General features: G+C 44.9%; 11 protein-coding genes and 1 pseudogene. 10 read left to right on the top strand and 2 right to left on the bottom strand.

What is annotated here, in order from left to right:
* The first annotated feature begins 105 nt into the window (after nucleotides 1-105).
* The 10 genes and pseudogenes from tnpA to gad all read left to right on the top strand — a co-directional run bounded on the left by tnpA (nucleotide 106) and on the right by gad (nucleotide 12,828).
* Nucleotides 106-504, top strand: a pseudogene (gene tnpA, locus ACJJIQ_RS06195) (IS200/IS605 family transposase).
* A gap of 930 nt (nucleotides 505-1,434) precedes the next feature.
* Nucleotides 1,435-3,303, top strand: a complete 1,869-nt coding sequence (locus tag ACJJIQ_RS06200; protein ID WP_445364038.1) for a hypothetical protein — start codon at nucleotides 1,435-1,437, stop codon at nucleotides 3,301-3,303.
* A gap of 1,316 nt (nucleotides 3,304-4,619) precedes the next feature.
* Entirely contained in the window at nucleotides 4,620-5,633 is a 1,014-nt protein-coding gene (locus ACJJIQ_RS06205; protein WP_445364795.1) for a GlxA family transcriptional regulator, read from the top strand.
* Nucleotides 5,634-5,783: 150 nt separating this feature from the next.
* Nucleotides 5,784-6,869: a PQQ-dependent sugar dehydrogenase gene (locus tag ACJJIQ_RS06210; protein ID WP_445364039.1), complete on the top strand. Its 1,086-nt coding sequence runs from the start codon at nucleotides 5,784-5,786 to the stop codon at nucleotides 6,867-6,869.
* 271 nt (nucleotides 6,870-7,140) lie between these two features.
* A complete protein-coding gene (locus tag ACJJIQ_RS06215) occupies nucleotides 7,141-7,533 on the top strand; it encodes a netrin-like domain-containing protein (RefSeq protein ID WP_445364040.1) in 393 nt (130 codons plus the stop codon).
* Between the two features lie 309 nt (nucleotides 7,534-7,842).
* Nucleotides 7,843-8,409: a hypothetical protein gene (locus ACJJIQ_RS06220; protein ID WP_444912840.1), complete on the top strand. Its 567-nt coding sequence runs from the start codon at nucleotides 7,843-7,845 to the stop codon at nucleotides 8,407-8,409.
* Nucleotides 8,410-8,490: 81 nt separating this feature from the next.
* Nucleotides 8,491-8,859: a SpoIIAA family protein gene (locus ACJJIQ_RS06225; RefSeq protein ID WP_413665487.1), complete on the top strand. Its 369-nt coding sequence runs from the start codon at nucleotides 8,491-8,493 to the stop codon at nucleotides 8,857-8,859.
* Between the two features lie 36 nt (nucleotides 8,860-8,895).
* Nucleotides 8,896-9,699, top strand: a complete 804-nt coding sequence (locus ACJJIQ_RS06230; RefSeq protein ID WP_444905541.1) for a class I SAM-dependent methyltransferase — start codon at nucleotides 8,896-8,898, stop codon at nucleotides 9,697-9,699.
* Nucleotides 9,700-9,919: 220 nt separating this feature from the next.
* The gene (locus tag ACJJIQ_RS06235) at nucleotides 9,920-11,440 is read left to right on the top strand and encodes an amino acid permease (RefSeq protein WP_445364041.1); all 1,521 of its coding nucleotides are present in this window, start codon (nucleotides 9,920-9,922) and stop codon (nucleotides 11,438-11,440) included.
* A 14-nt stretch (nucleotides 11,441-11,454) separates the two neighbouring features.
* Nucleotides 11,455-12,828 (top strand): glutamate decarboxylase, encoded by a 1,374-nt coding sequence (gad, locus tag ACJJIQ_RS06240; RefSeq protein ID WP_445364042.1) that lies wholly within the window; start codon nucleotides 11,455-11,457, stop codon nucleotides 12,826-12,828.
* Between the two features lie 53 nt (nucleotides 12,829-12,881).
* On the opposite strand, the gene ACJJIQ_RS06245 is transcribed toward gad, so the two are convergent.
* Both ACJJIQ_RS06245 and ACJJIQ_RS06250 read right to left on the bottom strand, forming a co-directional pair.
* Nucleotides 12,882-14,450, bottom strand: a complete 1,569-nt coding sequence (locus tag ACJJIQ_RS06245) for a multicopper oxidase family protein (protein WP_445364043.1) — start codon at nucleotides 14,448-14,450, stop codon at nucleotides 12,882-12,884.
* Nucleotides 14,451-14,579: 129 nt separating this feature from the next.
* Nucleotides 14,580-15,266 carry an alpha/beta fold hydrolase gene (locus tag ACJJIQ_RS06250; protein ID WP_445364044.1) on the bottom strand — a complete coding sequence of 229 codons (687 nt, stop codon included), beginning with the start codon at nucleotides 15,264-15,266 and terminating at the stop codon, nucleotides 14,580-14,582.
* Nucleotides 15,267-15,500: the final 234 nt, after the last annotated feature.

The raw sequence follows: 15,500 nt of genomic DNA on the forward strand, positions 1-15,500 counted from the left end.
GTAAACCACCGCCTCAGGCGGTGAGACTTGATAAGGCTCTGCCGTTCCGGCGTGCAGAGTAAAAATATGACCTCCATGAACCGGCAAGTTCTTTAAGGAGGCCATGTGCGAGATTGGCAGTGCCAAGCTCACGTGAAACATTATTGCAGGTACCATGTGGTATTTGTTCCCAAGTATCGAAAGAAAACGTTATTTGGAGCATTGAAACGTGAGATTGGAGCAATATTCCGAGACTTATGTCGTCAAAAAGACATTGAGTTGGTCGAGGGGTACGCAATGAGGGATCACATTCATATGTTGTTAATGATTCCTCCAAGGTTAAGTGTTTCCAATACGGTTGGGTTTCTGAAAGGGAAATCTGCGATCCAGATATTTCGGAAGTACAAGCATGTGCAGAGAAATTTCACAGGAAGGCACTTTTAGGCTCGGGGCTACTGCGTGAGTACAGTAGGTCTTGATGAGCAGATGATTCGAGAGTACATCAAGAATCAAGAGGTTGATTGAAGAACGCCGGCAAGAGCAGATGCAACTGGCTGCTTTCTCAACGGGTTCCTCCAAGCGTTTAAAGCGGCTTTCAAAGACATGGTTGAAATAGAGCCGGTACTTTGATGATATATTTTGCCATTCTAGAATTTGTGGGATACCTTCGGCAATAGTGCTGCTTTTTCAAGGTGCAGTTATCGGCCATTCCAGTCAAATAGTGATGTATGGGGTTAATTCGCTAGCACTTTTTATACTGGCTCAATTAAAGCAGTAATTTTCGCGGCGCTTTTGGTCCAATTGAAAGGTTTCGCCGGCGCTCAATTGTGGACCTTAATGAACGCCTTAATTTTATCCTCCAGCCCCCTCATACTGGAAAAGTCACCTCGTAGAGTGCTTTGCGTTCCAGCTGTGCAACCCTCCCTGTTACAGTATTCAGTCACGATAAAATAGATGGAGTAAAGCTAAAGTGTACTCGTGGATTCAGAAAAACCCAAGATGTAATAATTAATGTTTTGTGAAGCTCTGATTGTATCTATTTTCTTGGGGTTTTTGATTCAAATAAAGATCGTAGTGTGACACATTTAATAGTTTGAGCTTAGTGTTACATCTATTTAATTGCAGTTATATAAAATTAAAATGGATTCCGATGAGGAGTGAATTAATTTATTGCCCAGTATTCAGTTTGGCAATCTAAGGTTCAATTGTCGGATACTTTTTGAAGTAAATATTTACATACTTTATCTCAGGTATGGCGCGGTGTTAATTTCTTATGAATGTGAACTAAGATGGTGCCAAATACCAAAAAGTAGAGCTTTTGCAGGAAGCTTGTCCTTTGTAATAAAAGTCAGGAAATCTAAGATGAAGCCTCGTGACAATTACCCATTTTTGTCACCTAACTTATCTGTGAGGTTTTAAATGAGACTTAGGTCTAATTTTAAGTGTTTTGCCTGGATGTTGATGATGCTTCCGGCGGCTGGCTTTTCAAAGACAATCTATATGTCCTCTGAGGGAGATGACTCCAATACCGGTATCAATATTGAGGAGCCGGTAAAGACTTTATCCCGGGCACAGGAGCTAGTGGATTTTAGTGATGGTGATACCACGATTGCTATTCGTGGCGGTACTTATTACGCTGAAAGTGTGAAATGGACTGAGACTGATAAGGTATATCGGTTAATTATTAAGCCTTACGCTGATGAGGAGCCGGTATTTGAGGGGCAGGGAAGCCAGTCATTTTTTAATCTGAGCGCTCAAGATGGTCAGTGCACCAATGTTGAGATCAGTGGCTTAACATTGCGCAACTATGCCACCTACGGAATAATCTTTAATGGTGGTAGGCAGAATAGAGCGTCGAGCTGGAATGGCTGTAATAAAATCCACGATAATAAGTTTGTGGAAATGGGCACATTATTTGATGTTAGTAACTGCCCAGAAGGTTGCGCTGGGTATGGTGTGGTTGACGTTGTAAATTCAAAATATAACGTGATTTATAATAATGTTTTTCATAAGGCGGAGAATATCCCTGAGCAATCATCGTTAATGCATGCAGTATATCTTGCTCATAATAGCAGTGAGAATGAGGTGTATGGGAACTACTTTTACACTATATCAGGTGACCCTGTTCGGGTAAGGGATGCTAGTAATTTTAACAATATACACAGTAACTATTCAGATCGCTCTGGAAAGATAGCCTTTCTTTCTAGCTGGCGTAATGTAGCCGGTGGGGAGCAGCCTTCGTTTGGTAATTTAGTGAAAAACAACATAATTACTTTCCCCTATCGTGATCGTAGTAAAATAGAAGTTACAGCTACTCTTGCGTCTGACGATGTTGGTACTTTTATTGAAAGAGAGCAAAAGTTCTATCATGGAGATCAAATAGTTAAGGAAAGCATTGGAGGCACCATCGCTGGTGACTTTAATGGAGATGGCCTGGATGAAATATTGGTAGCATTAAACTATAACGACTTTACAAAAGTTGTTTTGGCTACTGGTGGTGAAGGGAAATACCTTAAGGACGTTGTCTATATCGGTTCGGATTATAAAGTCTCTAATTTGGAGAGCGGTAATTACGGTGGTGGTGAGTCGGACCAGGCTATTACTGTACTTTCAAATAGGGAGAGTGATGAGACAATAGTTTACCGTGGTAACGGCACTAGAAGCTTATTTGATCAAGGGCAACTTTTTAATAGCGTTGATATGGGCATTGACGCAATAGTATCGGGTGACTTTGATGGCGATGGCGCTTCTGAAATTGTCACGGCTATGACCGCTCCATCAGGTGAAACGATCATCTACCGTGGAGACGGTATTGAAGGCTTGACAAATATGGGGGTTCTACACCGCAGTGACTACTGGGAAGTCCCCGCGTTGGCATCTGGCGATTTCTTGGGGGCAGGACATGATCAGCTAACAGTGGCCTTCCAGTCGGATGATGAAACCCGAATTTATCGTGGAGATGGTATTACTTCAGCAACCGGGTACGGATACTTTTATTCAAGCCCTGATTTCACAATTACTGCAATGGAAGCTAATGACTTTAGCGGATCTTCACTCCCTTCATTAGTTACAGCCTTCAAGCGTAAAACAGCAGGTGATGTTTCCCTCTATAGTGGGGATGGTATGAACACGGCAATGGACAGGCAGTTTTATAGTAGCATTTACTGGGATATTACTGCGTTAACCTCTGGGTCTTTTAGTCGCGATGGCAGTGTGAATTTGGTGGAGTCATTTACCAACCTTAGTCAAAGCCAGATCTGGGCAGGGAATGGGGTTAGCAGTATTTCATCTGGAGGCCTTATCCATAAACTGGAAAAGTTGTAACTGTCATTAAGTGTAATATGGCCGGTACCGCCTAATTGAGTACTGTATAGAGTCCCTTTCTACTCTTTGGCTGGGGGCTCTTACAAGAAGGTGCCTACAAGAGGTCGATTCCCTTCTATTGCTTAAAGGCTGCCTGTTTATTTCTTTTAAAGTTAAGGAGCCTCTGAATAACTCCGTAATGCCTCTGCGAGTCTTGAAGGCTGCAGATGTTAGGCGCAGCTCGCCGCGAATGGCCGTAGCCCTTTGCAAGAGCTGCAACGCAGCAGATGCGGCCTTCAAGGCCCGCCCTTCGGGGCTTGCAGAGCGATTCACACTCCGCGTTGCGACTTCTTGAAAGGTCTAGACATTCCTGCAAAGCCGCGCCTTGATTGTGAACCGCTCTGAAAGCCAGAGGTATCACGGAGTTATTCAGAGGCTCCTTAAGGTTGTGAGCTATATGGGGGATAGGTGTGTAGATATGGTCTCACTCTACACCATACATACATAATAGCAGCCTGATATATAGTTCTTACGGCTTGTTGGGAATTATAGGGTCAAAGCTTTACATGGAAAAATGGGCAGAGGTTGTTCTTTATGTGTGTGAAATTTTAATCCAAAATGTCATTTAATTACCCTGCATGTGTTTTATTTTATTCTCTTTCATTAGATTTTTATTGTGTTCCTTGTTTGACGATATTGGGGCTAGTAAATCTCGGCTAGCTGTGAGGGAAAACGCACCAAAGACCTATTGATTTCAAAGAAATATAACCTGCAATCCTTGGGTGCGAGGTCAAATATTACTGAAAAAAGACAATGCCTGAAAAATTTAATTGTTGCCTCATTCCAAATAATTACTTTTTACGTAATGCTATTACGGGAGGTGTAGTGAGTTTGTTTTACTATTGAAACTATTTGGTGGAGCTAATTGGTACAAAAGATGTTATTTCAAATAATGGTCTTTTAAGAGAGGGCCTTCTATTTTCTGCTAAATAGCATGCAAAAAGCGCCAATTTTATAAGGGTGAAAAATGCTAGCTCTTACCGCCTAACAAAATAATTATTGGTTCAATGGTGCCAAATAAAGAGATAAAAAATATTTGGGTGGCTTGTAAAGATAAATAGGGTTGAATTTGACCAGCTAAGGAGCCCCAAATAATAGATGACCCGTTATTCCGAAAAGCAGTAATAATATCTCTTTACAGAATATAGGATGCTGGTACATTCTCACTTAAAGTCACTGAATCCAAAATAGTCATTTTGTCTTTTTGCGACAGGTTAACTTTGCAAGACAACATAAAAAATCCTTTAAGTTTGATAAGTTAGTTTTAGGTGTTCAAAGTGAAATGTAGTACCCCATCGCCCTACCTGGGTCTTAAGGAAAGAAATAAAAGAACGGTATCCATTGTTATTTGCTCCGGCGCTCAATGCTTGGATATTGCTGGCCCAGCAGAGGTTTTTTCATTTGCAAATAAGCAAATGGCCGATTTCGGTTACGGTGAAAACCAGCTTTACAACATCGAATTTTTGGCTGCGTCCAAAGAGCCCAAGGAAATATCAACAGGTCTAAAAGTATATCCTGACAAGTCTTTTGAAGAGGCAGGCTCCATCCATACTCTTTTAGTTGGTGGTGGTACTGCGAAAAGTTGCCTTGACTTAACGGATGACAGTCAGTTTCTTGAGTGGTTGAAAGTTAAGGCAAAGGAAGTTGAGAGGATAGGGGTTAGCGGAAGTGGCACATTGGTACTTGCTAAGGCTGGAGTTTTATCAGGGCATCGGGCTACAACCCATGAGAAATACATCGGTGATCTAAAAAAATATAAAGATATTGAAGTAGATAACAAAGCGATTTTTGTGAGAGATAAGAAAATCTACAGTTCTGTAGGGCGAAGTGCAGGGATAGACTTGGCCTTGGCTATGGTTGAGGAGGACTTCGGTCGAAAACTGGCCCTTTTAGTTGCTCGGGAAATGATTTTGTACCTGAAGCGTGATGGTGATCAGAGTCAGTACAGTAGTTATTTGCAGGCACAATTAAAAAATAATAGGTTCTCCCCGTTGTTGGAATGGATAAACCTTAACTTAGAGCAGTCTCTCAGCGTTGATTTTTTGGCCAAAAAACAAGCAATGAGCCCCCGGAATTTTTCTCGCTGCTTCACAAGCGAAATAGGTGTAACTCCGGCTCGGTATTTGGAGCAGGTTAGAGTTGAGAAGGCCTGTCAGTTAATATTGGAGGCAGGGATTAGTCAGGATGTAGTGGCAACCCAGTGTGGCTTTTCGTCGCAGGAACAAATGAGAAGGGCGTTTCTTCGGCAGAAAGGTATTCTTCCCAGTAAATACCGCAAACAGTTCGCTTGAAAATACTGGATTTCGTTGATTTTTGGCTTATCTTCGACATGGGAGGCGGCTTTTTAGGGTTTAAGCATGAATGCTCATGTATGTCTGAACCTCTGAGTTGATCAACATTTTCACTTTTAGTTAATATTTATATTTTGCAAGAATATAAATATGAAATACTCACTTTTGGCCAGTTTGCTATTTGCAGCTTCTGCAAGTGCTGAGATAGACCTTGATTACCTCAAGGTACCCGAGGGCTTTAAGCTCAGCTACTTTGCAGAATATGTTGAGACGGCTCGTCAATTGGCACGTTCTGAGTCGGGTACAGTATTTTCTGGTTCTTTCAGCGCGAAAAAAGTTTATGCTTTCAAGGACACAGATAATGATGGTGTAGCTGATCAGCGTTGGCTATTGATGGATGATTTAAAAGCGCCGACAGGTATTGCCTATAAAAATGGCGATTTATATGTGGCTGATGTCAATAAGATTATTCGCTTTCCCCAGATTGATAAAAATCTTGACAAACCGAAGTCTGAGGTTGTTTACGATCAGTTTCCAGCGGACAGGCATCATGGTTGGAAATTTTTGCGTTTTGATAGTGAAGGGCAGCTGATAGTGCCCGTCGGCGCGCCCTGTAATATCTGTGATGCCAACGAAAATTACTCAAAAATATTTTCGCTGGACTTGCAATCTAAGAAAACAAAAGTGATTGCAAATGGAGTGAGAAACTCCGTTGGCTTTGATTTTCATCCGCAAACCAATGAATTGTGGTTTTCAGACAATGGTCGGGACATGATGGGTGATGATATCCCACCCTGTGAAATCAATAAGGTAAGCTTTGCAGGAGAGCATTTTGGCTTTCCTTATTTCCACGGTGACGATATTGCAGATCCGGAATTTGGTCAGGGTAAGAAGGCCGCTGATTATTCCAAGCCGGTATTAAATTTAGATGCCCATGTGGCGCCTCTCGGAATTCACTTTTATCGCGGTGGGCAGTTTCCCAAGGAATACCAACAGAACTTGTTGGTTGCTGAGCACGGGTCCTGGAATCGAAGCAAAAAATCAGGTTACCGAGTAATGATGGCGATAGTTAAAGATGGTGAGGTCACGGATTACAAGCCACTGGTCACTGGTTTTATGCGGGATGAAACCACCTATGGGCGCCCTGTTGCATTTTTAGAAATGCCTGATGGTAGTGTGCTAATTTCTGACGATTTTGCCCATAAAATCTATCGCTTAACCTATACCGGTATTTAAATGGCCGATTTTATAGCTATCAGGGCTGCTCATTGAGCGGCCCGCTTAGTTATCCACTGTATTGATTTTCACGCTAGAGGAATTTCTGCCAAATTTCCTCACCTCTTAGCTATCCTTCAGACTCTGTAAAAAAGAGTAAGCCGATCCTAATTACTTGTGCTATGTCTACTGCGATAAGAGCATAAGTAAGGAGAGGGTTGTGACGCAAAAAATATCTTGTGAGACATTTTCCAAAATCGTGAGTGTTATTTTATATCTCCTAGTGAGTAGCATGGCGCGTGCTGCTGAGGACATAGCTTCGGCATCTACTGCTCATTTGGAATTACGTTTTGCCCAAGCTGAGGTTGTGGCGCAAGTAGAAATTATTGATGTTCACAGGGATGTAGATAGCGCACTGTCTGAGGAGGGAATTACAGCCATATCAGGCTATATCTACTCTGCCGTTCCCAGCCAGGTTTGGAAGGGGCCAATGGGTGGAGAGATCACCTTCCGCCTAGGGTTTGAATCCTGCGATTTAAAGCTGGAGCAAGGTGAAAACTATCTGATTTTTGCGAATTTGGATAGCTACGGAAGGTTACACCTGAGGAGTTGTGAGGCGGTTATTGCTGAGTCAGACGCCACCGCGATACTTGCCCAACTTAATAAGTTTATTAAACAGGGCTAATAAGTTGCTTTCTTGCAGACCTGTTAGAACTATCAGTTGTAACTGGTTCTTTCTTTACAGCAATCCAACCTGCTACGAAGTGGCTCTCCCCCTTGAAGAACCCCAAAGGCGGGTTATTCTTATCAGTATTGGCGCGACCTTCTTTTACAGGCGCTGCATCTCATTAAGTTGCGCACCGTTGTAAACAGGCTGGAGTGTCAGGGTTTGGGATTGTTATCGAGAAAGTACACCGACCAGCACTGTGTAACCGGCTCGATTTTAATGATTAATGTCTTCTTTTGAGTTTGCCTGGGGTCGAGAGGTCCAGATATGAAGAAGTTACTGATTCCCCTGATCATTTTATTACTGATCATCGGTTATTTTATGTCGCGCAGCGGCGAGCATAAGGCTAAAGAAGCCTATAACTCGATGGAGCAGGAGCAGAAGAGTGAACAGATGAGGGGATCCTCTACACCCTCTAGTGGAGGAAGTAGCGGTGGCTCAATGGCCCCAGCAGATACCTCGGATTCCCCTGATGGTATGGGTAATCCCGATTCCCAAATGCCCCAGGACTCTGACTCAACCGATCCCGCCCCTCCGGGGTCTTCAGATAACGGGGGCTCACCTGACGCTACTATGTCTGGGTCAGACAATATGGGTGCAGATGGCAACATGAGCCCGGATGCTAATGATTCTAGCGCCATGCCAGACGCGAGCAATAACTCGGGCGGCGACCTAAATCAGCAAGCGGATAAAGTCGTAGATGATGCTACGAAGGAAGCCAATGATGCTGTAGAGGGAGCGACTAACGATATGGATGCCTCTGCCGATGGCACTGAAACAGATACAGAGGCAGATACCGGTCAGGATGAGGGAATGGAAAGTAATGATAACTGACCAATAATAATGACTCAGCTACATCGAGCTAAGCGAAAAGCAGGGCCGCACAGAAGTGTGGCCCTGCCGCATTCTCAAAATATGATTGAGCATATCTGGCATCAGGGTGATCGAATACTCGAGGTTAGACCAGTTGGGAAGTTAACTGTTGAGGACTTCCAGTTGCTAGCCGCGCAAGTTGATCCGATCATCAGCAAGAGGGGACGTATAGAGGGGTTGTTAGTCAATGCGGGAGATTTCGCTGGCTGGGAGAGCTTCGTCGCAATGATCTCTCATTTTCGCTTTATTCGAGAGCATCAACGGCATATCCGCCGGATAGCCGTGGTTACCGATAATCCTATCCTCCGCTTTATGCCCAACCTTGCCTGTCACTTCATCAGTGCTGAGGTGCGTCCCTTTCCCGAAGAGGAGTCCGCTCAAGCTCTGGAATGGTTACAAAAACCGGGTTAGCATCGCCTCCCTTTTTCAATGTTACCTGGAGGGCAGGTGAGTCCATCGTTGGCTATTGTCGCTGCGGCGCCAGAATATGTTTCCGCAGCGGAAGAACTATCCGCTCAGTTAGATTACCCCCTCCTTGGAGCTATTTCTCCTGCTGATGTGGTCGACTTTCCCCAAGTGTTGTGTCTCGGAGAGCAACTGCAGTTATGTGCGACCGGGCGTAAAGCAGCCGGGCCAGTATGGGTGGATTTTGTTGCTGGAACACTTGCTCATCGCCGCAAGTATGGCGGTGGTAAAGCTCAACCGGTAGCAAAAGCTGTTGGTCTGCGTTCTGGCTTCCATCCCAAAGTCCTCGATGCCACCGCTGGTTTGGGTAGAGATGCTTTTGTTCTGGCGGCGCTGGGATGTGAGGTGCAGATGCTGGAGCGCAACCCGGTTGTTTTCCAATTGCTGAAAGATGGAATACGCCGGCTGCGACAGGCGTCTATCGGGGATGCTGAGTTGGCTGCAATTTCTGAGCGAATGAGCTTGGTGGATTGCTGTACGGCGGCGTCAGAGTGGCTCGCGCTGCAATCGGAGGAATCCATCCCTGTTATTTATCTGGATCCAATGTTCCCTGCGCGGGGGAAAGCTGCCAAGGTCAAAAAGGAAATGGCTGCCTTCCATCATTTGGTTGGGACTGATGAGGATGCGGATAGCTTATTGAGCCCTGCCTTGGCGGCCTGCTACTACCGCACAGTAGTTAAGCGCCCTAAGCTTGCCCCCTATTTGGCTGATATGAAGCCCAACCTTTCCTTGGAGGGGAAATCTGGCCGCTTCGATATCTACACCAAACATGGGGTTCCAGGCTAACTGCCATATACCGCTGCCCTAGCCGATTTCTCCTTGGGTGAAAGATGGTGTGGGCACCGACTTGCTATGAATTCTATGCTCCCATAAGTCCGTTGCTAAAAGGGCGGCTTATGCCTTGGTAGCGGCACCTCTGTTATCCCATCTATCCCGCAGACTCCCACGATAGGCTTTGCTTCTTTGTACTGCCGCAAAAATATTGCACTCCAGGGAGGTCCCATCAGTGCGATCAAAAGGGAGCAGTGCATCGAGCACCCCGGATATTGCCAACAGAAAGATGTTTTCTGTGGCTGCTCTCGGGCTCCTAACTGCCGCAACGGTCGTTACCAGCTTGCGTACACTGCCGATGATGGCGCAGGAAGAACTGACGATGTTTTTCTATATCGGCTTTGCGGCATTGTTGTTCTTGATTCCTGCAGGGCTCGTGTCGGCAGAACTTGGCAGCGCCTTTTCAGAGCGCACTGGGGGTGTCTATACCTGGGTTGGTGAGGCCTTCACCCCGAAGGTGGGTTTTGTCGCTATATGGTTGCAATGGATCGAGTGCATTGTTTGGTATCCCACAGAGTTGGGTTTTGCCGCAGCGGCGGTGGCTTATGCGGTGGGCGATAATACCATCGCCCAGAATACCTACTATATCGGTGGGTTTTGCATCCTTGCCTATTTGCTAGCGACCCTGATTGCTCTTACTGGAACCCGCTTTCTGGTAAAAGTGGCACAGTTTGGGTTTCTGGTGGGTATCATATTTCCCTGCTTGATTTTGATTGTCCTGGCTGTTTGGTGGGTGGTGAGTGGTAATCCTATTGGCTGGGAGACCTTGACCGACCCGGAAGTAGCAGTGCGTCGGGATGGTTATGATCACCCGCGCTGGTTTCCCCATATTAACGGCTTGGGGGCGATTGCTTTTCTCGGGGGTATATTACTTGCCTTTGCTGGTGTGGAAGCACAGGCCACGCATGTGTCGGAACTACGTGATACCCGTCGAGGATATCCAGCTGTAATTGCCATCGCCGCCGTTATTTCCATCCTGGTGTTCACCCTCGGCGCTCTCTCTATTGCTGCAATTTTGCCCTATAAAGAGATATCTGTAGAAACTGGCTTATTTACAGCTTACGAAAGAGCTTTTGGGCAGCTACTTGGGATTCAATGGCCTGTGCAAGCACTTTCCTGGCTAATTGGCTATGGTGCACTAAGTGGTGCCTTGGCATGGTTGGCTGGCCCCAGTCGAGGGCTACTGGCTACGGCCCAGGATGGGATGTTGCCGCCCTGGTTTCAGCGAGAAAACCGGGTGGGTGTACAAAAAAATATTCTCCTCGCACAGTTTGTAGTGGTAGCGGCAATCTCGTCCATTTATATTTTAATGGATAATGTATCTACAGCTTTTGTTTTGATTTCAGTGATGGCTATTAGCTTATATATCATTATGTACATAATGATGTTTGCTGCGGTTATTCGGTTACGGATCACGCAACCAGACTTGCCCAGAAGTTTTCGTATCCCCGGAGGGCTGCCAGGGGTTTGTATTGTTGCTGGAATAGGCTTAATTTCCGTTGTTTTTGCCTTGGTAGTTTCATTTTTCCCGCCAGAACAGCTCACGATAAAAAATCCTGTAACTTATGTTGCTCTCAACCTGGGTGGAATTGCTATAGCGATCACCGTTCCCTTGTTAATTTTCTATTTTCACAATCCCTCCTGGCGGGGGGAGGGTGGCCATCAACAGCAGTCATTTTCTGATATTGATGAGTGAGCCGGAGGTAGGTAGTGAAAGAGCAATCTCCATTTGACAGGTTCTTTGACGAATACAATGAAGATATTCCAGAAAAGCACTTTCCCCGGTGTAGTATTTCAGCAGAGGCTGCCGAGGCTATCGTAACCAGTGAAACCTGGGCTGACGCAAAGCCTGCGATGAACTTATCTTCGTTTGTCACAACTTTTACTGAGTCAGAAGCATTTGAGGTCGCTAAGAAACATTATCTGAAGAACTATATTGATCACGACATGTATCCTCAGCTGTTTGCGATGGAAGCGCGAATGGTTCGCTGGTTACACAACCTCTGGAATGGACCTGAGGGAGTAGAGCCATACGGCGCAGCGACCATAGGCTCGTCAGAGGCCTGCATGTTGGCTGGTTTGGCGCACAAGTGGAATTGGCGTAAGAAGAGGCAGCAAGCCGGCAAAGACGGCTCAAAACCTAACCTGGTTACCGGAGCCAATGTGCAGATCGTTTGGGACAAATTTATGCGCTACTTTGATGTGGAGCCGCGCATAGCACCGTTAAAGCCTGGTCATTACCGCTTTACCAGTGAACATCTGGATGAATTGGTCGATGAGAATACCATCGCTGTTGTCGCTATCGCCGGGCAAACCTTTACCGGTGAGGATGATGCATTTAGGGCAATTCAAAACTGGTTGGATAAGTATGAAGAGAGAACAGGAAACGATATCCCTATGCATATTGATGGGGCGTCGGGAGGATTTGTTAATCCATTTCTCTACCCGAATTATAAATGGGATTTTCGTTTGCCAAGAGTGAAATCTATCAATGCCTCCGGGCACAAGTTTGGCTTGGTGCCGCCGGGATTGGGGTGGATAATTTTTCGTGAAAAAGCAGTTTTTGATGAAGACTTGATGTTCTATGTGAATTACCTGGGTGGGGAGATGCCTACAGCCACATTGAACTTCAGCCGAAATGCATCGCCGGTTGCCTACCAGTATTACAATTTTATACGTCTAGGCTATGAGGGGTACAGGCAGATTATGCAGCACACCTTGGAAAATGCGCAGACTCTTCGTCAACTTCTGGTGGCCAGTGGGTACTTTGAAATGATGAATAAAACCCAGAGAATCCCAGTTGTTGCCATGACCCTGAATAAAAAATATAAAAATTTTAATGAATATGATGTATCCAATAAAGTACGTGAGCGGGGATGGGTTCTTTCTGCCTATTCGATGCCGCCAAACGCTCAGTCTGTAAACTCTCTGAGAATTGTTGTTCGCCCTCATCTCAATCAGAATGCAATCAGTGGCCTTGCAAAGGATATTATCCATGCTTGCGATTGGCTGAGTAAGCATTGTGGTAATGCAACTCCGCCCAAGTTGCATGACCCGCAAAAAGTGGCCCCCAGTAAGTGTTAATTCTTAAGGGACTTTAACGATCCTTGCATTCAATGACTGGGTAGATAAGCGGGCTATTTTGGAATCTCAGAGGCATCTTTGACAACTCTAACATGCTGCATCATGCCCCCATCCTCATGATAAAGTAAGTGGCAATGCAGAGGATACTTTCCGGTAAAATCCTTGAAACGAGTACGGAATTTGACATGTCCATGGGGCGGTACTTGAAAGGTGTCGCACCAAAACGGTAGTTTGAGTGTGTGGTGCATGGGGTCTTCCCCAACCACCTCGATAACATAATACGGATTAACATGAATATGGATTGGGTGGGGGAATTCACTTTCATTAACCAAGGTCCACTCCTCTACTGCATCAAGCTCTACGTAATGATTAACCACTTCACACCCTTCGAATGGTGAATGGTCAATACTGACATTCAGCCCGCGATAATATTTTTGGGGGTCATCAAGCGTGTTGGCCTGGAAAGTGAGTCGACGTGTATTGGTGATCTCATTATCTGTAATAGGTTTCAGTAAGTCCACTTTAAAACTGCTGGGGAAGGGTGGGGGCGCACATCGAGCGGGTGGTTTGCTGGGAGCATAGATTGCCGTTCCGATTTCCTCTCCCTGGGCAATAGCGATAACAAAAAGTGGACTGTTGTTATGGTACTTATAATGCGGCATTTGTTGGAACTCAATCGCATTATTGTAAATGTAAAAATGAGCTCCCGGAGTGGCGGCTTCACTGATTTTTAAGAAAAGGGAGGCTCGATTAGCGGGGCCCAGGCTTACGCCGTCTTGTAGGCGGTAGTCATCAGTAGGGTTTCCATCAAACCCGTAGATGTACATTTGCGCGAACCAAGGGCAATCGATATCTATCGATGTGCGAGTGGTAGCATTGAGAAGTCTCAGGTTGAGAAGCTCACCCACCGTTGCATGAATGATAGGGCAGTATTGTCCGTTAACGGTAATACAGTATTCACTATCTGGGAACTTAGCGACCTGGTGTTGATCCTCTACTTTTCCGTGCTCATCTACGGCAATATTCTGGAAGACAAGAATATGTTCCTTAACTCCCATTGCCTCAAGTTCATCGTCAAATTCATCCCTTACGATTAGGGCACCTGCCATCCCGCTGCCGACTTGTATAGCGACAGAGCCGTGCTTATGGGGGTGGTACCAGTAGAGTCCTGGGGGTTGGTCCTTGGGGATGTCATATTCGTAGGTATAACTTTCCCCTGGTTTGATCTTCATGCAGACATTGTCGGCCGGAGATTCCGGAGAAACGTGGAGCCCGTGAGTATGTAAGTTGTAGGTATTGAACTCATGGGGGAAGTTTATTGTAGCGGGTGTATTGAGGGGGTCTTCCTCTGGCAGCAGGTTGTTTGTCTGGATAGTAAGGTGGCTATCAGCGCGAATTTCAATGGTAGGGCCTGTCAGTGTGAAACCTGCTTCTTGAGTGATTGATGATGAAAATACACGGGTCCAGGTTGGTGTGTCATGGGTTTTGTAAAAACTGAAAATGTTATTCTTTTCGTACTGTACATCAAGTTTAAGTTCTAATTTTCTATTTTCTTTATCCATTGAGTAAGCGGGCGGATTTTTTATGGGTTCTAGAAAGGAAATATACTCTCTATTGCTCACTGTTAACTCCGAGGATTTTGTGGGAAGCGAGATTAGTAAGGGGTACTTTATGAACGAATATCAGTTTAGATTCTAAGGTGAGATTATTTGTGGAATTGTTCGCCATATGATCGTTAATTGAGAGGTAAGTTAGGGTGGTAATAATCCTTCTGCAAAATTTATAATAATTCTCGCGACTTTGTTGGGGTGTGCCTGAGCAATAAAGTGCCCACCAGGAATATCAATGACATTGAGGTTGATGTAGATCGCAGATATATCGATGACAGCTTTTTTACTTACAAGTCGATCTCTATCCGGGCGGATATAGATGGCAGGGATTTCCAATCTTTGGGATGGTTGGGAAATCGAGGCGATATTGTGAAGCCTTTGCTTTAGTTTGCCTCTGTTGGTGTTTAGTAGGGCGTTATAGGTGCTGTCAATGAGTATGTCACTGCCTTTGCCATTGAAACCAAAAAAATTTAGTGTGATTTTGGTTAAAGATGGGCAGTCTATAAGCGAGATTGGAGCTAGTTGTGCTGCCTTGGATAGAAGCGAAGGAGAGGTTATAAAGCTAGCTATAAAGGTAATGCCTAAAATTTTCTCGGGAGCTAAAAGGGATAACTCATATGCAATTCGTCCTGAATAGGACTCAGCAATAATGTGAGTCTTCTCATTGAGAAAGCTTTTGGCGATTGATTGAGCTTGAGTCAGGTAACTATCCCCTGGGAGCTTGGAAAGGCAGATAGTTTCGGTTGTCCATTGTTTTGGCAGTACCTTAATCAAATCTGAAAAAAGTGTTCCTGTCCCATCAAGTCCTGGTAAAAGTAAAACTTTCAATTTTGAACATCCTGCTGGGATTTCCTATTAATTGAATATTAACATGCTTATGTTGGGTATTTATCTATATATGACATTCAGCCAGGGTAATTCTTCTTGATGTTTGTACGGGACAAGCAATCTGTTAGTGCCGAAAGGTGAAGTTTTCTATCGTATGAGGCGGTTTGAGTTGCTGTGAAAGCTGTTGGGTGTGCATGTTTTAGATAAAAATAGTTTCTTTGATTTGAGCTTCTA

This window comes from Microbulbifer maximicatervae (SeqCode) (assembly GCF_052468295.1).

Excerpts from the sequence above, each read along its gene's own strand:
- ACJJIQ_RS06200 (WP_445364038.1), top strand. The coding sequence starts at position 1,435 with ATGTTGATGATGCTTCCGGCGGCTGGCTTTTCAAAGACAATCTATATG.
- ACJJIQ_RS06225 (WP_413665487.1), top strand. The coding sequence starts at position 8,491 with ATGATTGAGCATATCTGGCATCAGGGTGATCGAATACTCGAGGTTAGA.
- ACJJIQ_RS06220 (WP_444912840.1), top strand. The coding sequence starts at position 7,843 with ATGAAGAAGTTACTGATTCCCCTGATCATTTTATTACTGATCATCGGT.
- ACJJIQ_RS06210 (WP_445364039.1), top strand. The coding sequence starts at position 5,784 with ATGAAATACTCACTTTTGGCCAGTTTGCTATTTGCAGCTTCTGCAAGT.
- ACJJIQ_RS06215 (WP_445364040.1), top strand. The coding sequence starts at position 7,141 with ATGGCGCGTGCTGCTGAGGACATAGCTTCGGCATCTACTGCTCATTTG.